This is a genomic window from Streptomyces sp. NPDC048461, from assembly GCF_055587105.1.
On record NZ_JBVJGW010000001.1, the window covers coordinates 179,161 to 204,497 of the forward strand.

The 25,337-nt window shown below is 71.7% G+C and carries 24 protein-coding genes; 11 read left to right on the forward strand and 13 right to left on the reverse strand.

The genetic code is table 11. The features are described from left to right. Nucleotides 1–80 precede the first annotated feature (80 nt). Both ACZ6S8_RS00835 and ACZ6S8_RS00840 read right to left on the reverse strand, forming a co-directional pair. The gene (locus ACZ6S8_RS00835; protein ID WP_469451864.1) at nucleotides 81–2,300 is read right to left on the reverse strand and encodes a carbon starvation CstA family protein; all 2,220 of its coding nucleotides are present in this window, start codon (nucleotides 2,298–2,300) and stop codon (nucleotides 81–83) included. A 175-nt stretch (nucleotides 2,301–2,475) separates the two neighbouring features. Then, nucleotides 2,476–3,240 (reverse strand): GntR family transcriptional regulator, encoded by a 765-nt coding sequence (locus ACZ6S8_RS00840; RefSeq protein WP_351279285.1) that lies wholly within the window; start codon nucleotides 3,238–3,240, stop codon nucleotides 2,476–2,478. A gap of 287 nt (nucleotides 3,241–3,527) precedes the next feature. Between ACZ6S8_RS00840 and ACZ6S8_RS00845 the strand changes: the two genes are divergently transcribed. The 4 genes from ACZ6S8_RS00845 to ACZ6S8_RS00860 all read left to right on the forward strand — a co-directional run bounded on the left by ACZ6S8_RS00845 (nucleotide 3,528) and on the right by ACZ6S8_RS00860 (nucleotide 8,347). After that, nucleotides 3,528–4,811, forward strand: coding sequence for an extracellular solute-binding protein (locus ACZ6S8_RS00845; RefSeq protein WP_469451223.1), 1,284 nt, complete (start codon nucleotides 3,528–3,530; stop codon nucleotides 4,809–4,811). A 127-nt stretch (nucleotides 4,812–4,938) separates the two neighbouring features. Then, nucleotides 4,939–5,961, forward strand: a complete 1,023-nt coding sequence (locus tag ACZ6S8_RS00850; RefSeq protein WP_469451225.1) for a carbohydrate ABC transporter permease — start codon at nucleotides 4,939–4,941, stop codon at nucleotides 5,959–5,961. A 92-nt stretch (nucleotides 5,962–6,053) separates the two neighbouring features. Next, the gene (locus tag ACZ6S8_RS00855) at nucleotides 6,054–6,857 is read left to right on the forward strand and encodes a carbohydrate ABC transporter permease (protein ID WP_469451865.1); all 804 of its coding nucleotides are present in this window, start codon (nucleotides 6,054–6,056) and stop codon (nucleotides 6,855–6,857) included. An 8-nt stretch (nucleotides 6,858–6,865) separates the two neighbouring features. Beyond that, nucleotides 6,866–8,347, forward strand: coding sequence for a glycoside hydrolase family 3 protein (locus tag ACZ6S8_RS00860; protein ID WP_469451227.1), 1,482 nt, complete (start codon nucleotides 6,866–6,868; stop codon nucleotides 8,345–8,347). Between the two features lie 69 nt (nucleotides 8,348–8,416). Here ACZ6S8_RS00860 and ACZ6S8_RS00865 read toward each other — a convergent pair whose 3' ends face one another. Continuing rightward, nucleotides 8,417–10,327 (reverse strand): serine/threonine-protein kinase, encoded by a 1,911-nt coding sequence (locus tag ACZ6S8_RS00865; protein ID WP_469451228.1) that lies wholly within the window; start codon nucleotides 10,325–10,327, stop codon nucleotides 8,417–8,419. A 75-nt stretch (nucleotides 10,328–10,402) separates the two neighbouring features. On the opposite strand from ACZ6S8_RS00865, the gene ACZ6S8_RS00870 reads away from it, so the two are divergent. After that, the gene (locus ACZ6S8_RS00870; RefSeq protein ID WP_469451230.1) at nucleotides 10,403–11,608 is read left to right on the forward strand and encodes an FHA domain-containing protein; all 1,206 of its coding nucleotides are present in this window, start codon (nucleotides 10,403–10,405) and stop codon (nucleotides 11,606–11,608) included. Nucleotides 11,609–11,653: 45 nt separating this feature from the next. On the opposite strand, the gene nagB is transcribed toward ACZ6S8_RS00870, so the two are convergent. Both nagB and ACZ6S8_RS00880 read right to left on the reverse strand, forming a co-directional pair. Then, the gene (gene nagB / locus ACZ6S8_RS00875) at nucleotides 11,654–12,439 is read right to left on the reverse strand and encodes a glucosamine-6-phosphate deaminase (RefSeq protein WP_469451233.1); all 786 of its coding nucleotides are present in this window, start codon (nucleotides 12,437–12,439) and stop codon (nucleotides 11,654–11,656) included. A 151-nt stretch (nucleotides 12,440–12,590) separates the two neighbouring features. Then, nucleotides 12,591–13,352 (reverse strand): SDR family oxidoreductase, encoded by a 762-nt coding sequence (locus ACZ6S8_RS00880; protein WP_469451234.1) that lies wholly within the window; start codon nucleotides 13,350–13,352, stop codon nucleotides 12,591–12,593. A gap of 85 nt (nucleotides 13,353–13,437) precedes the next feature. On the opposite strand from ACZ6S8_RS00880, the gene ACZ6S8_RS00885 reads away from it, so the two are divergent. Both ACZ6S8_RS00885 and ACZ6S8_RS00890 read left to right on the forward strand, forming a co-directional pair. After that, on the forward strand, nucleotides 13,438–14,034 hold the full coding sequence (locus tag ACZ6S8_RS00885) for a TetR/AcrR family transcriptional regulator (RefSeq protein ID WP_469451236.1): 597 nt from the start codon (nucleotides 13,438–13,440) through the stop codon (nucleotides 14,032–14,034). 416 nt (nucleotides 14,035–14,450) lie between these two features. Beyond that, nucleotides 14,451–15,920 (forward strand): sensor histidine kinase, encoded by a 1,470-nt coding sequence (locus ACZ6S8_RS00890; RefSeq protein ID WP_469451866.1) that lies wholly within the window; start codon nucleotides 14,451–14,453, stop codon nucleotides 15,918–15,920. A 160-nt stretch (nucleotides 15,921–16,080) separates the two neighbouring features. On the opposite strand, the gene ACZ6S8_RS00895 is transcribed toward ACZ6S8_RS00890, so the two are convergent. Both ACZ6S8_RS00895 and ACZ6S8_RS00900 read right to left on the reverse strand, forming a co-directional pair. Next, a complete protein-coding gene (locus ACZ6S8_RS00895; RefSeq protein ID WP_003953983.1) occupies nucleotides 16,081–16,338 on the reverse strand; it encodes a WhiB family transcriptional regulator in 258 nt (85 codons plus the stop codon). 316 nt (nucleotides 16,339–16,654) lie between these two features. Then, a complete protein-coding gene (locus tag ACZ6S8_RS00900) occupies nucleotides 16,655–17,620 on the reverse strand; it encodes a diacylglycerol/lipid kinase family protein (RefSeq protein WP_469451238.1) in 966 nt (321 codons plus the stop codon). 84 nt (nucleotides 17,621–17,704) lie between these two features. Between ACZ6S8_RS00900 and ACZ6S8_RS00905 the strand changes: the two genes are divergently transcribed. Continuing rightward, on the forward strand, nucleotides 17,705–18,154 hold the full coding sequence (locus tag ACZ6S8_RS00905; protein ID WP_469451240.1) for a hypothetical protein: 450 nt from the start codon (nucleotides 17,705–17,707) through the stop codon (nucleotides 18,152–18,154). A gap of 25 nt (nucleotides 18,155–18,179) precedes the next feature. Here ACZ6S8_RS00905 and ACZ6S8_RS00910 read toward each other — a convergent pair whose 3' ends face one another. The 3 genes from ACZ6S8_RS00910 to ACZ6S8_RS00920 all read right to left on the reverse strand — a co-directional run bounded on the left by ACZ6S8_RS00910 (nucleotide 18,180) and on the right by ACZ6S8_RS00920 (nucleotide 20,083). Continuing rightward, a complete protein-coding gene (locus tag ACZ6S8_RS00910; protein WP_469451867.1) occupies nucleotides 18,180–19,187 on the reverse strand; it encodes an RNA polymerase sigma factor SigF in 1,008 nt (335 codons plus the stop codon). 17 nt (nucleotides 19,188–19,204) lie between these two features. Then, a complete protein-coding gene (locus ACZ6S8_RS00915) occupies nucleotides 19,205–19,618 on the reverse strand; it encodes an ATP-binding protein (protein WP_033218654.1) in 414 nt (137 codons plus the stop codon). A 204-nt stretch (nucleotides 19,619–19,822) separates the two neighbouring features. After that, nucleotides 19,823–20,083: a UBP-type zinc finger domain-containing protein gene (locus tag ACZ6S8_RS00920; RefSeq protein ID WP_469451242.1), complete on the reverse strand. Its 261-nt coding sequence runs from the start codon at nucleotides 20,081–20,083 to the stop codon at nucleotides 19,823–19,825. 55 nt (nucleotides 20,084–20,138) lie between these two features. Between ACZ6S8_RS00920 and ACZ6S8_RS00925 the strand changes: the two genes are divergently transcribed. Next, the gene (locus tag ACZ6S8_RS00925) at nucleotides 20,139–21,722 is read left to right on the forward strand and encodes a Na+/H+ antiporter (protein ID WP_469451244.1); all 1,584 of its coding nucleotides are present in this window, start codon (nucleotides 20,139–20,141) and stop codon (nucleotides 21,720–21,722) included. Nucleotides 21,723–21,786: 64 nt separating this feature from the next. Here the strand turns inward: ACZ6S8_RS00925 and ACZ6S8_RS00930 are convergent, their stop codons facing one another. Both ACZ6S8_RS00930 and ACZ6S8_RS00935 read right to left on the reverse strand, forming a co-directional pair. Further along, entirely contained in the window at nucleotides 21,787–22,695 is a 909-nt protein-coding gene (locus tag ACZ6S8_RS00930; RefSeq protein WP_469451246.1) for a 1-aminocyclopropane-1-carboxylate deaminase/D-cysteine desulfhydrase, read from the reverse strand. 132 nt (nucleotides 22,696–22,827) lie between these two features. Further along, nucleotides 22,828–23,055 carry a DUF7848 domain-containing protein gene (locus ACZ6S8_RS00935; RefSeq protein WP_469451248.1) on the reverse strand — a complete coding sequence of 76 codons (228 nt, stop codon included), beginning with the start codon at nucleotides 23,053–23,055 and terminating at the stop codon, nucleotides 22,828–22,830. 310 nt (nucleotides 23,056–23,365) lie between these two features. Here ACZ6S8_RS00935 and ACZ6S8_RS00940 point away from each other — a divergent pair, with 310 nt between their 5' ends. Both ACZ6S8_RS00940 and ACZ6S8_RS00945 read left to right on the forward strand, forming a co-directional pair. After that, nucleotides 23,366–24,106 carry an XRE family transcriptional regulator gene (locus ACZ6S8_RS00940; protein WP_469451250.1) on the forward strand — a complete coding sequence of 247 codons (741 nt, stop codon included), beginning with the start codon at nucleotides 23,366–23,368 and terminating at the stop codon, nucleotides 24,104–24,106. A 4-nt stretch (nucleotides 24,107–24,110) separates the two neighbouring features. Further along, nucleotides 24,111–24,581 carry an NUDIX domain-containing protein gene (locus ACZ6S8_RS00945; protein ID WP_469451251.1) on the forward strand — a complete coding sequence of 157 codons (471 nt, stop codon included), beginning with the start codon at nucleotides 24,111–24,113 and terminating at the stop codon, nucleotides 24,579–24,581. 20 nt (nucleotides 24,582–24,601) lie between these two features. Here ACZ6S8_RS00945 and ACZ6S8_RS00950 read toward each other — a convergent pair whose 3' ends face one another. After that, nucleotides 24,602–25,192, reverse strand: coding sequence for an N-acetylmuramoyl-L-alanine amidase (locus ACZ6S8_RS00950; protein WP_469451252.1), 591 nt, complete (start codon nucleotides 25,190–25,192; stop codon nucleotides 24,602–24,604). Nucleotides 25,193–25,337 lie beyond the last annotated feature (145 nt).

Genomic DNA, 25,337 nt, shown 5'->3' on the forward strand with positions numbered 1-25,337 from the left:
CCGGCCGGTACCGCCCGCGCCGGCGCTGCCCGCGCCGGTACCGCTCGTGCCGATGCCGCCGGCGCCGGGCGCCGCGGGGCTCACGCGACCGGTTCCCTGGTCCGGCCGCCGCTGGAGTCCAGTCCGGCGGCCGCGAGTTCGGCGCGCTCCTCGGCGGTCGGGACCAGTCCGGCCGGTGCGACGATCTTCGACTCGGTCCACGGGACCTCGGAGAGCTTCACGGACGCCGGGTCGGCGATCGCCTTGAAGCAGGTCCGGGCCGCGTCCACCAGTACGACGACGATCAGGAGCGCGAACAGCACGCACAGCACGCCGTCCACCGTGGCGTTGGTGACCACGGTCTCCATCTCGCCCATGGTCTTCGCGGGCGGCAGGACCTTGTCGGCGTCGATGCCGGCCTGGTACTTGTCGCGCTGGGCGAAGAAGCCGACCTTCACGTCCTCCGAGAAGATCTTCTGGTAGCTGGCGGTGAGCGTGACGGCCACGTCCCACACCAGCGGCACGCCCGTCACCCAGGCCCACTTGAGCCGCCCGGACTTGACCAGGAGGGTGGTGCAGACGGCCAGGGCGACCGCCGCGAGCAGCTGGTTCGCGATGCCGAACAGCGGGAAGAGCTGGTTGATGCCGCCCAGCGGGTCCTTGACGCCGACCCACAGGAAGTAGCCCCAGCCGCCGACGACGATGGCGCTCGCGAACCAGACGCCGGGCTTCCAGCTGACGTCCTTGAAGGACTTGTGGACGTTGCCGAGGGTGTCCTGGAGCATGAACCGGCCGACGCGCGTGCCCGCGTCGACGGTGGTCAGGATGAACAGCGCCTCGAACATGATGGCGAAGTGGTACCAGAAGGCCTTCATGCCCGCGCCGCCGATGACGGCCGAGAAGATCTCCGACATCCCGAGTGCGAAGGTCGGTGCTCCACCGGTACGGGAGAGCAGGCTGGTCTCCTCGACGTCCTTCGCGGCCTGGGCGAGGGCTTCCGGGCTGATGGCGAAGCCGAAGTTCGTCACCGCCTGCGAGGCGCTCTCCACGGTGGTGCCGATGACGCCGGGGGGCGAGTTCACGGCGAAGAACAGGCCGGGCTCGATGATGCAGGCCGCGATCATCGCCATGATGGCGACGAAGGACTCGGTCAGCATGGCGCCGTAGCCGATGACCCGGACCTGGGTCTCCTTCTGGATCATCTTCGGGGTGGTGCCCGAGGCGACCAGCGAGTGGAACCCGGACAGGGCGCCGCACGCGATGGTGATGAAGACGAACGGGAACATCGAGCCGGCGAAGACGGGGCCGTCGCCGCGGGAGGCGAACTCGGTGACCGCGGGCATCTTCAGCGTGGGCATCGCGATGACCACGCCCAGCGCGAGCAGCGCGATCGTGCCGACCTTCATGAAGGTGGAGAGGTAGTCGCGGGGCGCGAGCAGCATCCACACGGGCAGGACGGAGGCGACGAAGCCGTACGCGACCATCCAGACGACGAGCGTCTCCTTCTCCAGGGTGAAGGTGTCGGCGAGGGAGGACTCGGCGACCCAGCCGCCCGCGACGATCGCGAGCAGCAGCAGCGCGACCCCTATGACGGAGACCTCGGTGACCCGGCCGGGCCGCAGCACGCGGAGGTAGAAGCCCATGAAGAGGGCGATGGGGATGGTCATGCCGATGGAGAAGACGCCCCACGGCGAGTGGGCCAGGGCGTTGACGATGACCAGTGCCAGCACCGCCAGCAGGATGATCATGATGGCGAACACGGCGACCAGCGCGGCCGCTCCGCCGACGGGGCCGATCTCGTCCCGGGCCATCTGGCCCAGCGAGCGCCCGTCGCGGCGGGTGGAGAAGAAGAGCGTCACCATGTCCTGGACGGCGCCGGCGAAGATGACGCCCGCGACGATCCAGATCGTGCCGGGCAGGTAGCCCATCTGTGCGGCGAGCACGGGACCGACGAGCGGGCCGGCGCCGGCCACGGCGGCGAAGTGGTGGCCGAAGAGCACGCGGCGGTCGGTCGGGTGGAAGTCGACACCGTTGTCAAGGCGTTCGGCCGGGGTGGCCCGGGTCTTGTCCACCTTCAGTACGCGGTGCGCGATGAAGCGGGAGTAGAAGCGGTAGCCGATGGCGTACGAGCCCAGCGCGGCGGCCAGGAGCCACGCGGCCGAGATCTCCTCGCCGCGGGAGAGGGCCAGCACTCCCCAGCCGAGGGCACCGACGAGTCCGACGAGCACCCACACGGCGATGGACCTGGGAGAGGGCGAGCCCTGCGTGGTGCCCGGACTCGCCGTGTCCCGTTCTGTTCCCGTTGATTCCGATTTGGGCATGACCTTCGTCCCCTCGTCGATCATCTGCGTAAGCGGCAGGGAATCTACGGGGGATTGCCCGGTGAACGTAAGACCCCGTCCGTATATCGGTACGTACGGATGCGGGGCCGGCCGGGTGGCCGGACGGGTGGGTGGGTGACGGGTCGGGCGGCCGGGCGTGCGGGCCGCCCGGCCGTCAGAGCGCCGGCCGCTGGAGGCGGGCCACGAACTTGTAGCGGTCGCCGCGGTAGACCGAGCGCACCCACTCGACCGGTTCGCCGTCCGCGTCCAGTGAGTGCCGGGACAGCATCAGCATCGGCAGCCCGACGTCGGTGCCGAGCAGGCCGGCCTCGCGCGGGGTGGCCAGCGAGGTCTCGATGGTCTCCTCCGCCTCGGCGAGCCGGACGTCGTACACCTCCGCGAGCGCGGTGTAGAGGGAGGTGTACTTGACCAGCGAACGGCGCAGCGCGGGGAAGCGCTTGGCCGAGAGGTGCGTGGTCTCGATGGCCATCGGCTCGCCGCTGGCCAGGCGCAGCCGCTCGATGCGCAGGACCCGTCCGCCCGTGGTGATCTTGAGGAGTCCGGCGAGGGTGTCGTCGGCCGTCACGTATCCGATGTCCAGGAGCTGGGAGGTCGGTTCCAGTCCCTGGGCCCTCATGTCCTCGGTGTACGAGGAGAGTTGGAGCGGCTGGGAGACCTTCGGCTTGGCGACGAAGGTGCCCTTGCCCTGGATGCGCTCCAGGCGGCCCTCCACGACGAGCTCCTGCAGGGCCTGCCGGACGGTGGTCCGGGAGGTGTCGAATTCGGCCGCGAGCGTGCGCTCCGGCGGTACCGGTGTGCCGGGCGGCAGGGTTTCGGTCATGTCGAGCAAGTGCCGCTTGAGTCGGTAGTACTTGGGTACACGTGCCGTGCGGGTCGCAGCCCCGCCCTCCGGCTCCGTGAGTGCCCCTTCGGTGGCCATCGCCGCCCGCCTTCCCGACTCCAGTTTCGCTGCCGTCACCGGCTCCTCCGATATGTGCGGTCACATCGTGACACGTGTGGGGGGACGGGCCTTCTCTCTGCCCAGGTGTCGGTCCGATAACGGACCGAGCACCCGCTCATTAGACCCTTGACACCCCTAAAGGTCTAGGCCAAGCTCCAGCTACTGGTCTAAACCAATATGGATCAGATCCCGGCCCCACGGGAGTACTTGGTACGTCACCGCGGTGGGCGAGGGAAGTTGCAGGCAGCATCCCTGAGGAGGGTGGCGTGAAGCGCAAGCTCATCGCGGCGGTCAGTGTCGCGGGCATGATGGTCGGAGTCGCGGCGTGCGGCAACGGCGGCGACGACAAGGGTAAGACCGACGCGGCCGGCCCCAAGGAAATCACCGTATGGGTGATGGACGGCTCGGCGCCCAAGGCCTGGATCGACGAGGTCAACAAGGAGTTCTCGGCCAAGCACCCCGGTGTCACGGTCAAGGTCGAAGAGCAGAAGTGGACCGGGATCCAGGAGAAGATCACCACCGCCCTCTCCGAGAACACCCCGCCCGACGTCCTGGAGCTCGGCAACACCCAGACCGCGGGTTACGCGGTCACCGGCGGACTCGCCGACCTGTCCGGCGACAAGGCCAAGCTCGGTGCCGACGCCTGGCAGAAGAGCATGCTCGCCTCGGCCGAGGTCGACGGCAAGCTCTACTCCGCCCCGTGGTACGCCGCCAACCGCGTCGTCATCTACGACAAGAAGGCCTACGCCAAGGCCGGCATATCCGCGCCGACCACCCGTGACGAGTGGGTCGCCGGCCTGGAGAAGCTGAAGGCCTCGGACCCGGCCTCGCAGCCGATCTACCTGCCCGGTCAGAGCTGGTACGTCCTCGCGGGCTTCGTCTGGGACGAGGGCACCGACCTCGCCGTCAAGGACGGCGACAAGTGGAAGGGCCAGCTGGGCACCCCGCAGGCCGCCTCCGCGATGGACTTCTACAAGAAGCTCCAGTCGTTCTCCACCGCGCCCAAGGACAAGGACGAGGCCACCCCGCAGCAGTCCACCGACGTCGTCCCCAAGGGCGGTGTCGCCTCCTGGATCGGTCTCGGCTGGGAGGCCGGCGGTGCCGAGAAGGCGCTGAAGGACGCGGGCAAGGAAGCCGACTTCGGCTACTTCCCGATCCCGGGCAAGACCGCCGACAAGTCCGGCACCGTCTTCCTCGGCGGCTCGAACCTCGCGGTCTCCGAGCGCTCCAAGAACAAGGAGCTCGCCAAGGAGTGGCTGGCCCTCGCCGCAGGCAAGGACCAGATGACCAAGTACGCCGCCGAGACCAAGGGCGCGCTGCTCCCGAACCAGGCCGGCGCGAACTTCGCCGCCCCGGCGGGCTCCTTCGCCGAGGCCATGGCCAAGGCCGGCCTCAACGGCAAGATCACCCCGGTCACGGCCGGCTGGGCGAACGTCGAGACCGAGCCGAACCCCATCAAGGAGTTCATGACCAAGGTCCTGAAGGGTGAGGACGCCGCCAAGGCGGGCGCGGACGCGGACAAGGAAATCGCGAACCGCATCAACAAGTAGTCCCACCCGGCAGTACCCGCACGACCCAGCAGTGTGAACGCACCGGGGGGTGCGGCAGGCGCCCGGGCGCCTGCCGTGCCCCCGGTCGCGCATTTGACTCCACAGTCAACCGCGAGGAAGCCAAGCCATGACCGTGCACTCCCAGGGAGCGACGACCCGCGCTCCACAGGACGCACCACCGAAGTCCGCCGGACGGCCGCCCAAGGTGCCCGTGACCGCACCCGGCTCCAGCCATAAGACTCCTCGCGGTGGCAGAAGGTCGCTCCCCACGGGGTGGCTGCCCTACCTGCTGGTCGGGCCCGCGGTGCTCAGCCTCGCGACGCTCCTGCTGTACCCGCTGATCAAGAACGTGATCCTGTCCTTCCAGGACATCAACAAGATCGAGTTCATCCAGCGGAAGTACCCGTTTGCCGGGTTCTCCAACTACACCGAGCTGCTCGGCGACACGACGTTCTGGACCGTCGTCGTCCGAAGCTTCGCCTTCACCTTCTCCAACGTCCTGTTGATCATGGTGCTCGGCAGCCTCATCGGCATCCTGCTCAACCGCCTCGGCAAGTGGATGCGCCTGGTCCTGTCGATGGCCCTCGTCATGGCCTGGGCCATGCCGATCGTCGCCTCCGTCCAGGTCTTCCAGTGGCTGTTCGACGAGCAGTTCGGCGTCATGAACTGGGTGATGCGCACCGCCGGCTTCTCCGGCTACGAGCAGCACAACTGGTTCGACACCGGCCTCTCCACCCTGACGATCGTCACGATCCTGGTGGTCTGGGGCTCCATCCCCTTCGTGGCCCTCAACATGTACGCCGGACTGACCACGGTCGGCGGCGAACTGTACGAGGCCGCCCGGATGGACGGCGCCAACGGCTGGCAGACCTTCTGGAAGATCGTCTTCCCGAACCTCAAGCCCTTCTTCCTCATCACCACCTTCCTCGAGGTGATCTGGGTCTTCAAGGCCTTCACCCAGGTGTACGCGATGAAGAAGGGCGGCCCCGACCGCGCCTCCGAGATCCTCCCGGTCTTCGCCTACGTCGAGGGCCAGAGCCAGGCCCACTACGGCCTCGCCGCCGCGATCTCCGTCCTGACGATCCTCATCCTCGTGATCGTCATGTCCTTCTACTTCCGCCTGATCCTGAAGCAGGAGGAGGAGCAGTGAGCACGACCACCGCCCCGAAGCCCGCGCCCGCGGCCCCGTCCGCGAAGCCCGCGCAGCGGCTCCGCACCCGCCGGCCGGTCCGGCCCGCAGCCGTGGCCAAGAACGCCGGCGCGCTGATCCTGGCACTCGTCTTCGTCTTCCCGGTCTACTGGATGTTCTCGTCGGCGCTCAAGCCCGCCGACCAGATGCTCGCCAAGGACCCCGTCTTCTTCTTCACCCCGACGATGGACAACTTCACCAAGGCCATCGGGGTCGAGAACTTCTGGACGTACGTCACCAACAGCGTCCTGGTCACCGTCGGCGCCGTCCTGCTGTCGCTGCTCGTCGCCCTCGCCGCGAGCTTCGCGATCGCCCGGATGAAGTTCAAGGGCCGCAAGGGCCTCGTACTGACCGTGATGATGGCGCAGATGGCCCCCTGGGAGGTCATGGTCATCGCGATGTACATGATCGCCCGCGACAGCGAGATGCTGAACAGCCTCCCGCTGCTGACCGCGATCTACTTCGTGATGATCCTCCCCTTCACCATCTGGACCCTGCGCGGCTTCATCGCCGCCGTCCCGGTGACGCTGGAGGAGGCCGCCCAGATCGACGGCTGCACCCGCGGCCAGGCCTTCCGCAAGGTGATCTTCCCCCTGCTGGCTCCCGGCCTGATGTCCACCTCGCTCTTCGGCTTCATCACCGCCTGGAACGAGTTCGCGATGGTCCTGATCCTGAACAAGGACAAGTCCGCGCAGACCCTGCCCCTGTGGCTGACCGAATTCATGAGCGCCTTCGGCAACGACTGGGGCGCCACGATGGCCGCCTCCTCGCTCTTCGCGGTCCCGGTGCTCATCATCTTCATCTTCCTCCAGCGCAAGGCCGTCGGCGGCATGACCGCCGGCGCCGTGAAGGGATAACGGCCGCCATGACTGTCCTTGCGCACCGCACCGATACGGTGACCCGCGACGCGCTCGCCGTCCTCCAGCCCGGCTTCGAGGGCACGACCGCCCCCGACTGGCTGCTGCGCCAGGTCGCCGAAGGCCTCACCGGCGTCGGCCTCTTCGGCCGCAACATCACCTCGCCCGAGCAGCTCGCCGCGCTCACCGCGCAGCTGCGCGCCGAGCGGGGCGGGGTCCTCGTCGCCATCGACGAGGAGGGCGGCGACGTCACCCGCCTGGAGGTCCGCGGCGGCTCGTCCTTCCCCGGCAACCTGGCCCTCGGCGCCGTCGACGACACCGACCTGACCCGCGCCGTCGCCCACGAGCTGGGCCTGCGGCTCGCCGAGTGCGGGGTCGACCTCAACTGGGCCCCGTCCGCGGACGTCAACTCCAACCCGGACAACCCGGTGATCGGCGTCCGCTCCTTCGGCGCCGACACCCACCTCGCCGCCCGGCACACCGCCGCCTACGTCGAGGGCCTCCAGGCCGCCGGCGTCGCCGCCTGCACCAAGCACTTCCCGGGCCACGGCGACACCAGCGTCGACTCGCACCACGCGCTCCCGCGCATCGACGTGGACCTGGACACCCTCCAGGCCCGCGAGCTCGTCCCCTTCAGGGCGGCCGTCGCGGCCGGCACGAAGGCCGTGATGAGCGCGCACATCCTGGTGCCCGCCCTCGACCCGACCCGCCCCGCCACGCTCAGCCCGCAGATCCTGACCGGCCTGCTGCGCAAGGAGCTCGGTTACGAGGGCCTGATCGTCACCGACGGCATGGAGATGCACGCCATCGCCGGGACGTACGGCATCGAACGCGGCTCGGTCCTGGCCATCGCGGCCGGCGCCGACGCCATCTGCGTGGGCGGGGGCCTGGCCGACGAGGCCACCGTGCTCCGGCTCCGCGACGCGCTGGTCGCCGCCGTGCGCGAGGGGACCCTTCCGGAGGAGCGGCTCGCCGACGCCGCCGCCCGGGTCCGCGCACTGGCCGAATGGACCGGCGCGGCCCGGTCGGACGCGCGGCCGGAGGGGAGCCGCGCGTCCGGCATCGGGCTCACGGCGGCCCGCCGCGCGGTGGCCGTCACCGGCACGGCAGCCCCGATCACGGCGCCGTACGTGGCCACGCTCGCGCCCGTCGCGAACATCGCGGTCGGCGACGAGACCCCGTGGGGCGTGGCCGCCGAACTGGCCTCGCTGCTCCCGGGAACCGCCTCCGGCGTCTACCCGGAGGGGGCCGCCGCCGCGGACGTACTGGCGGACGCGGGGGAGCGCACGGTCGTCGCCGTGGTGCGCGACGCCCACCGGCACCCGTGGATGGCCGAGGCCGTGGACGCGCTGGTCGCGGCCCGCCCCGACACGGTCGTCGTCGAGATGGGCCTGCCGCGGGCCGAGCCCCGCGGGGCCCTGTACATCGCCACGCACGGCGCCTCGCGGGTCTGCGGCCGCGCCGCGGCCGAGGTCATCGCCGGCGCGTAGCACCCCGTGCGCGGCGGAGCCGGGCAACCCGTCACGGGGGGTGCCCGGCTCCGCCGCCGTCCGTCGCGGTCAGGCCTTCTCCCAGACGGTCAGCTGGGTGAGGAAGTCGGGCTTGCCGTCGTTGTCCTCGACCCCGGTGACCCGCACCATCGCGACCCGGCCCTCCTTGGTGACGGTGCACAGGACCGTGCCCACCGTGATCCGCCGGTCGACCTGGGCCGCGTCGAGCCGGGACGACAGGGCGTTGGCGCCCGCCGCCGTCCGGCAGCCCTCGGGCGAGGTGTCGTCGCTGAAGCCCGTCGCGGTCGCGAAGTCCATCTCGTAGCTGTCGCCGGGGCCTCCGGGGTCGGAGTACGCCCAGTCGCTCACGGCGAAGTCGGCGCCGAGCGGCATCGCCTTGGCGGTGTCGAGGTCGAAGCGGGTGTAGCCGGTCGAGGGCCAGCGCAGCGCGAACGGCCGGTCCTGGAACACCACCTTGTACGCGGCGCCCTTCTGCGCGGCCGGGGTGCCCGCACCCGGGGCCCGGGACTGCGCACCGCCGGAGGCCCCGGGCCGCGCGGCCCCGTCCTTGCCGGACCCGGACGTACGGTCCGCACCGGCCCAGTGCCCGTACAGCCAGCCGGAGAGGACCAGCGCCGCGGCCGCCGCCACCGCGCCGGCGGCCAGTGCGACCCGGCGGCGGCCCGCGGACCGGGGCGCCGGGCCATCGCCGTACGGGACCCGCGGCGGCCCCGACGGAACCGGGGGAGCGGTGGGGGGCCCGGCCGGCGGCACGGTCCGGTGCCCCGCCGGGGGTGCGGCGGCGGCGCCCGCGCCGGCACCGGCGCCGGCGCCGGGCCCCGCGGGCGGACCCGTCCCGGTGCCGGGCCCCGCGGGCGGACCCGTCCCGGTGCCGGGCCCCGCGGGCGAACCCGTCCCGGTGCCGGGCCCCGCGGGCGAACCCGTCCCGGTGCCGGGCCCCGCGGGCGAACCCGTCCCGGTGCCGTACCCGTACCCCTCGGGCGGAACCGTCCGGGCTCCCGCGGCCGGGTCCGGGAAGCGCTCCGCGGCCAGCGCGCGGCGGGCGACGTCCGCCGCCACCGGGACGGGCAGCCACCCGGCGAACTCCCGCAGCGGCCGTCCGCTCAGCTCCTGGCACAGGCCGGCCAGCTCCGCGGGGGCGGGGCGGGCCCGGGGATCGGCGGCGAGGCAGCGCTCCAGCAGGCCCCGCAGCGGATCCGGGTACCCGGTCAGGTCCGGCGGCCGGATCTCGGTGTTGGCGATCTGCGCGGCCACGGTGATGGCGCCGGCGTCCCCGTACGGATGGCGTCCGGTCGCGCTGACCGCGGCGACCAGACCGAGCGAGAAGACGTCGGTCGCCGGGGTGAGCGGCTGCCCGTTGGCGTGCTCGGGCGACATGAACTGCGGGGTGCCGATGAACCCGCCGCTGCGGGTGAGCTGGGTGGCGTCGGCGGCCCGCGCGATGCCGAAGTCGATGACCCACGGCCCGTCCGGGCCGATGAGCACGTTGCTCGGCTTCAGGTCGCGGTGGATCACCCCCGCCCGGTGCACCGCGTGCAGGGCCTCCGCCGTGCACCCGACGAGCTGGAGCACCGAGGACAGCGGGAGCGGCCCGTAGGAGGCGAGTACGCCGTCCAGGGCGGGTCCGGGCACGTAGGCGGTGGCCAGCCACGGCCGGGGGCCGCTCGTGTCGTGGTCGACGACGGGGACGACGTGGTAGCCCTGCACCTGCCGGGCCGCCCGCGCCTCCTGTTCGAACCGGCGCCGGAACTCCGGGTCCTGGGCGTACTCGCGGCGGATCACCTTGAGGGCGACGGGCTGGTTGCCCCGGGTCCGGGACAGGTACACCGTCCCCATGCCGCCCTCGCCGATCCTGGCCACCAGGCGGTAACCCGCCACCTCGTGCGGGTCGTCGGGTCCCAGGGGTTCCAACTGCGGCCCTGTGCCTGTGGTGTTGATGCGATCATCCTCCCCGCTCACGGCAGCGATGCTATATCTGGCTCAGGGCTCCCGGAGGGAAACCGGGAACGCCGCCCGCCTCAGTCCGGGGGACGCATGGAACACCACCTGGCCGGTTCGGCGGAACGGGCCGACTACCTCGTCGAGCTCTCCAACGTCGTCCGGCAGACCGACATCGGACCCCGCGGGCCGAGGTCCCTGAGCCGCCTCGGGCTCGTCCTGCGGGCCCTGATGGAGCAGACCGGGGACCCCGACGTCTCGGTCCACCCGGTCGCCGACACCAGCCTGCTGGGCGGACACCGGGAGTTCGCGGACCCCGCGCACGTACGGCGGCTGCGCCGCTGGGTCGCCGACGGGCTGGTCGAGGAGGTCGCCGACGCCGACGAGCGGATCCTGGAGCTGGCCCGGATGACCGGGACCCGGGTCGTCACCGGCGACCGGTACGTCGACCACCGCCTCGAACACCCGTGGATCCAGGGCAACACCTGGCAGTTCCTGCGCCCCGAGCCCCGCGCGGACGGCTCCGTCGCCCTGGTCCCGATGGACATGGGGGTGCGCTCGGCGGCGGAGATCTCCGTCCGCATGGAGCTCGCCGCGCTGAAGAAGCAGGGGCTGCTCGGCGCCTCCCGCACCCCGCTGACCCGGGTGGTCATGCGGTCCTGGCGCTGCCCCGAGCCCCGCTGCGGCCTCTACGACAGCCGCCGCGGCGACCGGGTGCTGCTGCCCCGGATGCGCCGGGGCGTACCGACCTGCGAGCTGCACGGGACGGCCCTGGCGGACGACGGCCCGCGACGGGGTACCACCCAGCTGAAGGCCGTGGTCGACGGCGTCTGCGTGGCCCGCTACACGCTCGACGAGGGCGCGCGCGCCCAGGTCGGCCGGTTCCCCGGCCCGGACGGCATCGCGCTGCACAGCCTCTTGTCGGAGCGGGTCGCCGCGCAGGTCAGCCGCGCGCACGTGGCCGTGTCCGCGCACGGCGGGTCGGTGCTGGTCCGGGACGTCAGCAGTTACGGGACCCGGATGCGGACCGTCGTGGGGCGCGGCGGTCTGGGGCCGTGGGAGCGGCTGCCCCCGGGGGCCGACCGGCCGTTCCGGCCCGGTGACGAGGTGGAGCTCGCGCCGGGCGTGGTCCTCACCCGCAGCGGGCGCAGGTTCCCCGCGGAGCTGGCCGACGCCTGGCGCGCGGAGGCCGGGCGCGGGCCCGTACCGCCGAGGGCGGCCGAGCCCACCCGGCGCGCGGACCTGCCCGTCCCGCGCGCGGGACGCGCGGGAGGGGACGCGCAAGGGCCGGGCGCCCCCTGACGGGGGGCCCGGCCCTTCGGCGCCGCACGGACTGCGGACCGCGTTCTACAGGCCCTGCCAGGAGGGCTTGTTCGCGTACGTGTGGCGGAAGTAGTCCGCCAGCTTCAGCTTGGAGGCGGCCGCCTCGTCCACGACGACGGTGGCGTGCCGGTGCAGCTGCAGGGCGGAGGCCGGGACCAGAGCGGACAGCGGGCCCTCCACGGTCTGCGCGACGGCCTCGGCCTTGCCCTCGCCGGTGGCCAGGAGCACCAGGTGGCGGGCGTCGAGGATGGTGCCGATGCCCTGGGTGATGACGTGGTGGGGCACCTGGTCTATGTCGTTGTCGAAGAAGCGCGCGTTGTCCACGCGGGTCTGCTCCGTCAGCGTCTTGATCCGGGTGCGGGAGGCGAGCGAGGAGCACGGCTCGTTGAAGCCGATGTGGCCGTCGGTGCCGATGCCCAGCAGCTGGAGGTCGACGCCGCCGGCGGCCGCCAGGGCGCGGTCGTACGCCTCGCAGGCGCCGACGATGTCCTCGGCGGAGCCGTCGGGGCCGATGAAGGAGGACTCGGACAGGCCGAGCGGCTCCACGACCTCGCGCAGGACGACGGCGCGGTAGGACTCGGGGTGCCCGGCCGGCAGGCCCACGTACTCGTCGAGCTGGCAGATCCGGGCCCGGGAGGCGTCCACCCGGCCGTCGGCGACCTGGGCCGCGAGGGACTGGTAGACGGGCAGCGGGGTGGAGCCGGTCGCCACGCCGAGCAGGGCGTCGGGCTTGCGGCGGACCAGTGCGGCCATGGCCTCCGCGATGAGCTCGCCGCCTGCCTGGGCGTCCGGGACGATGACAACTTCCACGCGGGGCCTGCCGATCTGAGAGGTGTGGGCGTGTTGTGGTATAGACCAATCTAGCAGAGCCGGACCCCCCGTGTCCGGCTCCGCGCACTCCTCTCCATGGTGGTCCGGAACTCCGGCCGCGGCCTCCCGGGACGGCCGCGGCCGACACCGTCTAGAGCAGCGCCAGCTGCAGCCCGCCGGTCGCGTCCAGGTGCTGGCCCGTCACCCAGCGGGAGTCCGGTGAGGCCAGGAACGCCACCACGTCGGCGACCTCCTCCACCGTGCCGATCCGGTCGAAGACCGAGCGGGAGGCCACGTGGGCCCGGGCGGCCGGATCGGCCAGCCAGGCGGCGTTCAGGTCGGTCGCGGTGATGCCGGGGCCCACCGAGTTCACGGTGATGGCGCGCGGGGCGAGGGCGGCCGAAAGGGACCGGGTCAGGGTGTTCACCGCACCCTTGGCCATGACCGTGGCCAGGATCGCGGGCAGGGCGATCCCGGGCGTGCCGGTGACGTTCACGATCCGGCCCCCGTCGCGCAGCCGTTCCAGCCCGTGCTTGATCACGAAGAACGGGGCCTTGGCGTTCAGTGCGTGGATCTGGTCGTACGCCTCCTCGTCGGTCTCCTCGATGCCCGCGAAGGCGGCCGCCCCGGCGTTGTTCACCAGGATGTCGACCCCGGCGGTGTGCGCGGGGTGGGCCGCGTACGCCGCCCAGAGCGCCTGCGCGTCCCCCGGCACCCCCAGCGCCGCCCGGATCGCGAAGGCCCGCCCGCCGGCCTCCTCGATGGACTCCACCGTCTCCCGCGCGGCCTCCCCGTCGTGCCCGTAGTGCACCGCCACCAGTGCCCCGTCCCGCGCGAGGCGCCGGGCCACGGCCCGGCCGATGCCCCGGCTGCCGCCCGTGACCAGTGCCGTCTTCCCCTTGAGCACGCCCATGGCGCGCCCCCCTTCGGTACATGTGGAGTGATCGCTACAGAAAGGAACGTACCAGATTCCCTAGCGACCGCTATAGAATCTGCGCATGGTGACCGGACAGCGTGGCAGGCCCCGCTCCTTCGACCGGGACGCGGCCCTCGACAAAGCCCTGTTCGCCTTCTGGGAGCGCGGCTACGAGGCGACCTCCATCGCCGACCTGACCCGGGCCCTGGGCATCGGGGCGCCGAGCCTCTACGCGGCCTTCGGGGACAAGCGCAAGCTCTTCGACGAGGTCGTGGTGGTCTACGGCAGCCGGTACGCGGACTTCGCGGCCGTGGCGCTCGCCGAGGAGCCCACCGCCCGCGCGGCCGTCGGCCGGGTCCTGCACGAGGCCGCCGAGGTCTACACCGATCCGGCCCACCCTCCGGGCTGCATGGTGATCAGCGCCGCGGTCAACACCACGTCGGACGAGGTCGCGCAGGCCCTGCGCGAGCGGCGCGACGCCAACCTGGCCCTGTTCGAGAGCCGCATCCGGGCCGACGTGGCCACGGGGGCCCTCCCCGCGGACACGGACGCGCGGGCGCTCGCCCGCTACGCGGGGGCCGTGCTTCAGGGGATGTCCCAGCAGTCGCGCGACGGCGCGACGCGGGAGGAGCTGGAGGCGGTGGCGGCGCTGGCCCTGCGGGCCTGGCCGGGGCAGTAGGCCCGAGCGGCCGGGCGGCGACGCCCTCGCGGCGCGTTCGCCGGGCACTTCCTGCGGCGCTTCGTGCCGCACGTTCCTCTGGGCCACGGTGCAGGACGGGACCCTCAGCCCATCCGGCACCGTAGCCCGGAGTACTTACGGCCGTCGGGTGTGCGGTTCCCGGCGGCCGGTGGGAGGAGCCTGCGCGGTCAGGGCAGAGCGCGCGGGTTACCTCGATCCGTCCTCCTGTGCGGGGAGGGCGGAAGCTTAAGGCAATTGTGGACTAGACCATTCTGTTCTGTCCATCCAATGACGGCACCGGTCATCCCGTCACTTCCTCCAACACTACGCCGCTCGGCCCGCTCCTGGGTACTCCTGGGATTTCCCGCGGGGAAAGTCATCGGCCGTACCCGGGGTACGCTCGCCACGTGCCCTCCATGAACGACCTCGTACGCCAGCACACCGCTCTCAGTGAAACCGACCTGGAGTGGCTCCACCTGCTGGTCTCGGAGTGGCAGCTGCTCTCCGACCTGTCCTTCGCCGACCTCGTGCTGTGGGTCCCCACCCTCGACGGCAGCCGGTACGTCTCGGTCGCCCAGATGCGCCCGAACACCGGTCCGACCTCCTACCAGGACGACATGGTCGGCCACCTGATCCCGCGCGGCCGCCGCCCGCTGCTCGACGCCGCGCTCGACGAGGGCCGGATCGTGCGCGAGGGCGACCCGGAGTGGCGCGAGGAGGTGCCGGTCCGCGTCGAGTCGATCCCCGTGCGGCGCGAGGGGCGGGTGCTGGGCGTCATCGCGCGCAACACCAACCTGCTCACCGTGCGTACACCGAGCCGGCTGGAGCTGACCTACCTCCAGTCGGCCTCCGACCTGGCCCAGATGATCGCGGCGGGCTCCTTCCCGTTCCCCGGCCAGCAGGTCGACATGGACGCCTCGCCGCGGGTCGGCGACGGCCTGATCCGGGTCGACGTCGACGGCGTGGTGACCTACGCGTCCCCGAACGCCCTGTCCGCCTACCACCGGCTCGGCCTCGCCTCCGACCTGGTCGGCCAGCACCTGGGCGACACGACCACCGAACTGGCCCCCTCCCGCGGCCCCGTCGACGAGGCCCTGGTCAAACTGGCCAGCGGCTGGGCGCCCCGGGAGACCGAGGTCGAGGGCAACGGCGGGGTCATCCAGCTGCGGGCGATCCCGCTGAAGCCGAAGGGGACCCGCATCGGCTCCCTGGTGCTCTGCCGCGACGTCACGGAACTGCGCCGTCGCGAACGTGAATTGATCACCAAGGACGCGACCATCCGGGAGATCCACCACCGGGTGAAGAACAACCTCCAGACGGTGGCCGCCCTCTTGCGGCTCCAGGCCCGCCGGATGGATTCGCCGCAGGGGCGCGAGGCGCTCAACGAGGCGGTGCGCCGCGTGGGTTCGATCGCGATCGTGCACGAGACGCTGTCTCAGAACCTGGACGAGCGGGTCGAGTTCGACGAGATCGCCGACCGGGTGATCGCGATGGTCTCGGAGATCTCGCCGGGCCGGGTCGACTGCCGCCGCACCGGGCGGTTCGGGATCCTGGACGCGGAGGTCGCCACCCCGCTGTCGATGGTGCTGACCGAGGTCGTGCAGAACGCCCTGGAGCACGCCTTCACCCAGGGGGAGGGCGGCACCGTGGAGGTGTCCGCGGCCCGCACCGGCGTCGGCCGCAAGGACGGCCGGCTGCTGATCACGGTGCTCGACGACGGCTGCGGCCTGCCCGAGGGGTTCGACCCGCAGCGGGCCGGCAACCTCGGGCTGCAGATCGTGCGCACCCTGGTGGAGGGGGAGCTCGGCGGAACGTTCGACATGCTCCGGGTCGAGCCGCGCGGCACCAAGGTCGTGCTCGACCTGCCGTCCAGCCCGCAGAAGTAGCGCCGGGACCGTCACCCTGGGTGACGGCCCCGGGCCCCCGGCCGGACTCCGGACAGCACTGAGCCCCGGACCGAATCTTCCCGGTCCGGGGCTCAAGAGCACGTTGCTAAGCGCTTGTGGCAGGTACTACGCGCTGCGCGTCGAGGCTCGAAAGTCGTTGTCAGGCGCTTGCGTTGCGCGCCCGGTTGCGAGCGGCGCGGCGCTTCATCGCGCGGCGCTCGTCCTCGCTCAGACCGCCCCAGACACCGGAGTCCTGGCCGGACTCGAGCGCCCACTGCAGGCACTGCTCCATGACGGGGCAGCGGCGGCAGACGGCCTTGGCTTCCTCGATCTGCAGCAGCGCAGGACCGGTGTTGCCGATGGGGAAGAAGAGTTCCGGGTCTTCCTCACGACAAACGGCGTTGTGACGCCAGTCCATGGCTGCTCCATCTCCTTGTATTGCGGGCAGGTTGCTTGTGAATGTGAACGCTTTCACGAATCCCCCCGTGAGGGAAGGTCGACCGCCCGGTTGCCCGGAGTCAGGGATTCGTGGAGGGGTTCTGGCGGTCTGTGTGGGTGCCGGGTTGTGCGGGCTGTCCCAACCGCCATGTAGAGATTCGCAAACCTCGGACGGGGATACAACCCCTTCCGGAAAGTTTTTTTTGATTCGTCGGTGTCTACTAGGTCACAGCCCTAGTTCCTAGGGGTGGACCAGCGTGTAAACGTTCGAGTGAAAGGACTTTAGGCCCTTCCACTCACACAATCACACGCAGTGCGCGGCGTACGCCTGTGAACTGAACGCTGGTCCGCAGGCCGAGGTGGTCACCGTCCATCTGGAACGGAAGTGGCACCTTCGAATGCAAGGTGAAGTCCGTCAGATCGTGCAGAGACACCGCGTGCTTGCCGTGCGGACCCCGCTCAGGAGTCGAGGTCAGGAGCTGCGTGGCGTACCGGGCGACCGCCGGAGTTGACAAACGATTGAGTGCCAATACGTCAAGCGCGGTATCGAACGACGCCTCCGGCGAGGCGTAAAGCGGACGATTGCCCAGATACGTCCACGGGGAGGTGTTGCACACTATCGACAGCACCAGGTCCGGTACCGGATCCGCGCCGGGGCGCTCCAGGGTGACCGTGCCGTGCCGCCGGTTCGGTTCCTCCAGATACTGGCGCAGCAGCTGTCGTACGTACAGGGCGTGTGTCGAACGCTTGCCCCGCTCCCGCTGCTGCTCGACCCGGCCCACGACGCCCGCGTCGAAGCCGAAGCCCGCGCAGAAGGTGAACCAGCGCGCCGGAACGGACTCGTCCTCGGTGCCGGGGGTGCCGGCCGCCAGGCCCAGGCCCACCGTCCGCTCGCGTTGCTCCCGCAGTGCGTCCAGCAGGGCGCCGGTCGCCTCGACCGCGTCGTTGGGGAGCCCGAGGGCCCGGGCGAACACGTTGGTGGAACCGCCGGGGACCACCGCCAGCCCGGGCAGCCGATCCGGATCGGGCCCGTTGTGCAGGAGCCCGTTGACCACCTCGTTGACCGTGCCGTCGCCGCCGAGGGCGACGACGAGGTCGATGCCGCTCTCGGCCGCCCTGCGGCCCAGGTCCCGGGCGTGGCCCCGGTACTCGGTCGTCACCGCCTCCAGCTTCATCTCGCTGGCCAGGGCGTGGGTCAGGACGTCACGCGTGCGCGCACTGGTCGTCGTCGCTGCTGGGTTGGCCACGAGAAGTGCACGCATGAGCGCCAGACTACCCACCCCTTCACAAGCCGGGCCTACTGGCCGTCCCCTCCGGGTCCGCCGGCCCGCGGCTACGCTGCTGGGGTGAGTACGAAGCAGCCCCAGAGCGCCCCCGCCACCGCCGCCGCCGAGAGCCCCGCGCCGCCCGGGCGGCTGACCGCCGCCGCCGCGCTCACCGCCCTGGAGGGCCTGGCCCTGGCCGGCCTCGGCGTCTACATGCTGTTCGTGGGCATCGCCGGCGACCCCGACTCCCCGCAGCAGGCCGAGACGGGCGGGATCACGCTGCTCGCGCTCGCCGCGCTGCCGCTGGTGGCGGCCCGCGGGCTGCGACTGGGCCGCCGCTGGAGCCGCGGCCCGGCGCTGATCACGCAGCTGCTGGCGTTCCCGGTGGCCTGGACCCTGTACGGCGCGGGCGGCGCGATGATCGCCGCCGCGGCCGCCCTGGCGGTGGCCGCCGTGGCCGTCGTCGTACTGCTGGTGAACCCGACGGCCACGCAGGCCCTCGGGATCGGGCCCCGGGAAGAGGCCCGATAACCCGTACGACCTCCCGTGGCGCGGGTCACTCCTCGACGAGGAGCTTCTCCCGGAGCTGGGCCAGGGTGCGGGCCAGCAGCCGGGAGACGTGCATCTGCGAGATGCCGACCTCCTGGGCGATCTGCGACTGGGTCATGTTGCCGAAGAACCGCAGCAGCAGGATGCGCTTCTCCCTCGGCGGCAGCCCCTCCAGCAGCGGCTTGAGAGACTCCCGGTACTCGACCCCCTCCAGGGCCTCGTCCTCCGAGCCCAGGGTGTCCGCGACGGCCGGCGACTCGTCGTCGGTGTCCGGGACGTCCAGGGAGAGCGTGCTGTAGGCATTGGCCGATTCCAGCCCCTCCAGCACCTCCTCCTCGGAGATCCCCAGCCGCTCGGCCAGTTCGTGCACCGTGGGGGAGCGGCCGTGCTGCTGGGACAGCTCGGCCGTCGCGGTCGTCAGCGAGAGCCGCAGCTCCTGCAGGCGCCGCGGCACCCGTACCGCCCAGCCCTTGTCGCGGAAGTGGCGCTTGATCTCGCCGACCACGGTGGGCGTGGCGTACGTGGAGAACTCGACACCGCGGTCCGGGTCGAACCGGTCCACCGACTTGATCAGGCCGATCGTCGCCACCTGCGTCAGGTCGTCGAGCGGCTCGCCGCGGTTGCGGAACCGCCGCGCCAGGTGCTCGACCAGCGGCAGGTGCATCCGCACCAGCCGGTTGCGCAGCTCCGCCTTCTCCACCGACCCGTCGGGCAGCGCCCGCAGTTCGATGAACAGGGCCCGCGCACCGCTGCGGTCGCGCGGGTCCGGCAGGGCCGGTGCCGCGTGGAACACCGGTGCCGGAGGGGCCTCCGGGGCCGTGGCAGCGGCCTCGGGTGGCTGTGATGCCTGTGGTTCTTCGTGCTGGTTGTCGCTCATAGGGCCCGCCCGTCGCTCCGCCGAGTCCAAAAAGCCGTCTTCCGCATCCGTCTCCGCCGGGTGCGGCCGGGCGTGCTGCTGTTCCGGGATGCCGCCGTCGACCTCGTGCCGTACCCGGGGCCGATCCCCGCCCCGCACCGGGATCTCCCCGCCGCTCACGCCGGTCCTGGTCCCGCGCCGCGTTGTTTGTAGAGGCTGATGCTCACTGTCTTGTTCTCCTCGACCGTGGCCTCGACCTTGCCGGCCAGGGCCGACAGGACCGTCCACGCGAACGTGTCGCGCTCGGGAGCGCGCCCGTCCGTCGTGGGTGCGGAGACGGTCACTTCCAGCGAATCGTCGATCAGCCGGAAGACGCAGCTGAGGACGGAGCCGGGCACGGCCTGCTGGAGCAGGATCGCGCAGGCTTCGTCCACCGCGATGCGGAGGTCCTCGATCTCGTCGAGGGTGAAGTCCAAACGTGCCGCGAGGCCGGCCGTGGCCGTTCGCAGCACCGACAGGTAGGCACCCGCAGCGGGCAGCCGGACTTCCACGAAGTCCTGGGTCCCGGGCTCGCCTGCGATCTGGGACACCCTCACCTCCAAGGTGGTACGAGCTCTGTTCGCCGGTGACGCTATCGCGATCCGGGTGATCGTGTCGCGGCACCCCTCGCGGCGCCCGCTGTGAGCACCCTCGTGCACGGCCAGTGACTGATGGTAAGCCCACGGGTACGCACAGTGGCTAGGGGTCTGCGGGGTCAAATCGGGGGAACCGGCGGAGGGTTGACCTACCCCACCTCAGACGATCGAACCGTCGACAAAACACCAGCGCCAGGTCTCGCCCGGCTCGAAGCTCCGCATGACCGGATGGCCGCTCTCCCGGTGGTGCGCCGAGGCGTGCCGAAACGGGGAGGAATCGCAACAGGCCACATGACCGCACCCCAGGCACATCCGCAACTGCACGGGATGGCTGCCGACCGCCAGACATTCAGGGCAGGTCAGGGCAGAGGGGGCGGGCTCGGGGCGCGGCAGTTCGGCAACGTGGGTGCACTCGCTCATGATGGCCAGCGTACGACCAGGGCGTGCGCGCGCGACGGATGAGGATGGATCTTCCATGGAGGTATTGCCGCTGGTGGCGCTGGTCGCCGGCAGTGCGGTCGTGGCGGGGCTGGCCCGCCGGACCCCGGTGCCGGCCCCGCTGCTGCTGGTCGCCGCCGGGCTGGTGGCCGCGTACGTCCCGGGCGTGCCGGCGTACGTTCTGGACCCGCACATCGTGCTGCCGCTGCTGCTCCCGCCGCTGCTGCACACGGCCGCCGTGGACAGCTCGTACCTGGACCTGCGGGCGAACATCCGCCCCATCGGGCTGCTCTCCGTCGGGTACGTGCTCTTCGCGACGCTCGCCGTCGGCTACGCGGCCTACCTGGTGGTCCCGGGCCTGTCGCTGACGGTGGCGCTGGTGCTCGGCGCGGTCATCGCGCCGCCGGACGCCGTCGCCGCGACCGCCATCGCGCGCAAGCTCGGGCTGCCGCACCGGATCACGACCATCCTCCAGGGCGAGTCCCTCGTCAACGACGCCACCGCCATCACCGCCTACAAGGTGGCCGTCGCGGCGGCGGTCGGGGTGAGCGCGGGCTGGGCGGGCGGCATCGCCGAGTTCCTGCTCGCGTCGGTGGGCGGGATCGGCGTCGGACTGCTGCTGATGGTCCCGATCCACCAGCTCCGCACGCGGCTCAAGGAGCCGCTGCTGCAGAACACGCTCTCGCTGCTGATCCCCTTCGTGGCGTACGCGGCGGCCGAGCGGGTCCACGCGTCCGGAGTCCTCGCCGTGGTCGTGGTGGCCCTGTACCTGGGCCACCGGAACTGGCAGGTCGACTTCGCCACCCGGCTCCAGGAGGAGGCGGTGTGGAAGGTGATCTCCTTCGTCCTGGAATCGGTGGTCTTCGCGCTGATCGGGCTCCAGCTGCCGGTGGTCCTCAAGGGGCTCGGGGAGTACGAGGGCGGGGCCCTGGCCTGGTACGCGGTCTTCGTCTTCCTCGCGGTGGTCGCGGCCCGGTTCCTGTGGGTCTTCCCGGCGACCTTCGTACCGAGGTGGCTGTCGGAGCGGGTGCGCCGGCGGGAGCCGGACACCACCTGGAAGGCTCCGGTGATCGTGGGCTGGGCGGGGATGCGCGGGGTGGTCTCGCTGGCCATCGCGTTCTCCATCCCGATGGGCGTGCCGCACCGCAACCTCATCCTGTTCCTGACGTTCACCACGGTCATCGGCACGCTGGTCGTGCAGGGGCTGACCCTGCCCCCGCTGATCCGGCTGCTGCGGCTGCCGCCCCGGGACCTGCACGCGGAGACGCTGGCGGAGGCGCAGGCGCAGAGCGAGGCCTCGCGGGCGGCGGAGGAACGGCTGCGGGAGCTGCTGGAGGAGCCGGAGAACCGGACCCTGCCCCCGCCGCTCGCCGACCGGCTGCGCACGGTCCTGGAACGGCGCCGCAACGCGGTGTGGGAGCGGCTCGGCGAGGTCAACGCGGAGACGGGCGAGTCGGCGGACGACGTCTACCGGCGCCTGGCCCGGGACATGATCGAGGCCGAGCGGGAGGTGTTCGTGGCCCTGCGCGACCAGCGCCGCATCGACGACGAGATGCTGCGGGTGCTGCTGCGCCGCCTGGACCTGGAGGAGGCGGCGGCCTACCGCGAGGAGGCGGCCTGACCCGGCGCGGGGCGGCCCCTGCCGGGCGGGCGGCTCCGGGGCGGGCGGCTCACGGGCGGGCGGCTCAGGGTCGGCCGGTGACCACCGCGGCCAGGGTGGTGCCGTGGGCGAAGGTGCCGGCGGCGGTGAGTTCCGTCAGGGCCCAGAGGAGCTTGGCCACGTAGACCCGTTCGACGGGGAGCCCGTGACGGGTCCCGAAGTCGGCGGCGAAGGCCTCCAGGGCGGCCGGTACGCGGGCGTAGCCGCCGTGGTGGAAGCCCTCGGCCAGGGCCCAGTCGCCGGCCGGGGCGCCGAAGGCGCACTCCTGGAGGGAACGTATCTCCGCCTCCAGGAAGCCGCCCGCCAGCACCGGAACGCCCAGGGCCCGCTGCCCGGGCGCCAGCCCGGCGGCCAGGCCCGCGAGCGTGCCGCCGGTACCGCAGGCCACCGCGGCCACGTCCGCCCCGCCGCGGAGCTCGCGGCCGAGCTCGGCGCAGCCCAGGAGGGCGAGGGCGTTGCTGCCGCCCTCGGGGATCACGTACGCGCCGGTGGCGCCGGCCGCCTCCAGCAGCCGGGCCTGCGCCTGGGGTTCGGACTTGCGCCGGTAGTCGGCGCGGGAGACGAAGTGCAGCCGCATGCCGTCCGCCGCGCAGCGGGCGAGGGAGTCGTTCAGCGGCCGGGCGGCGAGTTCGTCGCCGCGGACGATGCCGACGGTCTCCAGCCCGAGCAGCCGCCCGGCGGCCGCGGTGGCGCGCAGGTGGTTGGAGTACGCGCCGCCGAAGGTCACCAGGACCCCGCACCCGGCCGCCAGCGCCGCCCGCAGATTGGGCGCGAGCTTGCGCCACTTGTTGCCGGGAAGCTCGGGGTGCACGAGGTCGTCCCGCTTCAGCAGCAGCCGTACGCCGTGCCGCTCGAACCTGTCGTCGCGGATCTCCTGCAAGGGGGACGGCGGGCGCGGCTCCAAGAGCACGTCAACGTTCGCGGGGCGATTCACCCGTCCATTGTGGGGCGCTCCTGCCCGTGCCGTCGCACGTCAGAGGCCCGCTCACGCCATTCGGGTGGTGTGAGCGGGGCCGGAGCCGGCGCGCTGGCCCGTCTTGCACGCCGTCGCCCAGCGGGCCGGGGCCTATGCCTCGCGGGTGACCCGCGCGTGATCCGTGAACACCCGCCTGAACAATTCGTGCCCGGTCCGCCCGGCGTGCCGGAGCGCCCAGTCCTGCGCGTCCGCCTGTTCGTCGTGAGCGCCGGACTCGGCTCCACAGCCCTGGGCGACGCAGAACGCCTCGTACGTCACCCCGCCTTCGGGGGCGTGCCGGATCGTGTGGGGGACGTAGCGGATCACGGCGCGGGTCATCGACTCACCTCCGTGTGCGGGTGCTGGCGAATCTCCACGTTGCAGTCCACGACCCCCGAGAGGTCCCGGCGCCGGTGGCACTCAGTGCGCTGAGTGACCAGCGCCCCGCACACGTCGCAGTCGGGGTCCGCAGGATCGGGGTCGGGCACCGGGAACGGATCACGCTGTTCGACCTGCTGCCACAGTCCCCGCACCATTCCGATTCCCCTTCACCGTCCGCTGGTGCCGCGATCGTCCCGCCGATGATCAGGACGGGGGAACCTCGTACGTTCGGCACTTCGGGACGTCCCACAGCCTGTAGAACGTCCCCATGCAGAACGAGCGGTTAAGGGCTGTCATGGCATCCGGCGGCTGGACTCATGCCTCATTGGCCAGCGTGACCGGCGTGGACCCGAAGAGCGTGGAACGCTGGGTCAACCTCGGGCGCACCCCAAGGCGGGCAACCGCACTCAAGGCGGCGGAGACGTTGGGCGAGGACATCCACGCCCTGTGGCCGGCGCTCCGGCAAGCACGGGCAGCGCGGGCCGTCAGTCCGGAACTGGTCGGTCTGTACGACCAGCGGGCAGACCTTCCCGTATCCGTGTTCGCGGATCTCCTCTCGGCGGCGCGCGAGCGCATCGACGTCCTGGTCTACGCGGCGGTGTTCCTGCACGAGGCGTATCCCCGGCTGAACGATCTCCTGCGGGAGCGTGCTGCCGACGGGTGCGCGGTACGCATCGCAGTCGGCGACGCGGACAGCGAGAACGTCCGGCAGCGAGGACAGGAAGAGAAGTTCGGGCACGGCATCGAATCCCGCTGTCGCCTCGCTCTCCTGCACTATCGGCCGTTGGCGAGCGTGCCGGGCATCGAGCTTCGGACACATGGCACGACGCTCTACAACAGCTCGTACCGGGCCGATGATCAGGTGTTGGTCAATGCCCACGTCTGGGGTGTGAACGCGTACGGTGCGCCCGTGTGGCACCTTCGCCGCCACGGCTCCGGCGGCATGTTCGACACCTACGCGGACAGCTTCGATGCCGTGTGGGAGACAGCGCTCCCCGTGGAGGCATGACCGGATGGCCCGGACCGAGTACTACGACGATCCCCATGCGCCCGAGCCGAACAGCATGGTCGTGGCGGCATCGGCGGTGGTCACCGACGCCGAGGGCCGCATCCTGCTGCAACGGCGACGGGACAACGGCCTGTGGGCGCTGCCCGGCGGAGGGATGGACCTGGGCGACTCGCTGCCCGGCACGGCTGTCCGCGAGGTCAAGGAGGAGACCGGGCTCGACGTGGAGATCACGGGACTGGTCGGCACGTACACGGACCCCCGGCACATCATCGAGTACAGCGACGGCGAGGTCAGGCGACAGTTCAACGTCTGCTTCACCGCCCGGATCACGGGCGGTGAGCTGTCATTGTCCGACGAGAGCACGGAACTGCGGTTCGTGGCGCCGGCCGATCTCGACGCGCTGCCCCTGCACCACACGCAGCGCCTGCGTCTCCGCCACTTCCTGGAGTGCCGTCCCGTGCCGTACCTCGGGTGAGGGGGGTGGCCGGCTCCGGGTTACTTCAGGCGCTCCGTCACGCGGGTGCGAAGTGCGGACATCGTGAAGCCTCTGGGGTCGACCTTGCCCGGTTGCCATTCGAGGTGGCCGATGACCGAGCGGGCCGTCCAGCCGTGGAAGCGGCAGATGGCCGCCGCGGTGCGGGCGATCGCGTCGAGCTGGGCCGGCGGCCACGGGTCCTCGCCGTCGCCGAGGTTCTCGCACTCGAAGCCGTAGAAGTGCCGGTTGCCGTCGGTGTTCGCCTCGTGGTCCGGGGGGAGCCGCTTCTCCGCGATCACCGCCGCCAGGACGTCGGAGTCGCCGGATCCCGCGTGGTTGGCGCGGCCGTAGCCGACCAGGTGGACCCGGCCGTCCTTGGCGATGACGCCGTGGCAGAGCGGGCCGGGGAGGTCGGAGCGGCCGTCGCGGCAGAGCCGGACGGTGGACGCGGTGCCGCGGGTGACGGTGTGGTGGATCATCACGCCGTGCACCGGGCCCCAGGGGCCCTTGTGGTTGCGGTTGTGGGTGCGCCAGGCGCCGACCTCGACGACGGTCAGGCCCTCGGCGCGCAGGGAGGTGAGGAATCGGTCCGCGGACATGGGTGCGGCCATGGCCGCCTCCTTCGTTGCGGTGCACGGCCGGGCACCCTGTGTGTCCGACTCGTTACGCTCCGGTTTAGTGGAGGCGGGCCTTCCGCGGCTAGTGCGTTCGTACGGTGTGCGATCCGATCCGGACACGTCCGGATCGGATCAGGCG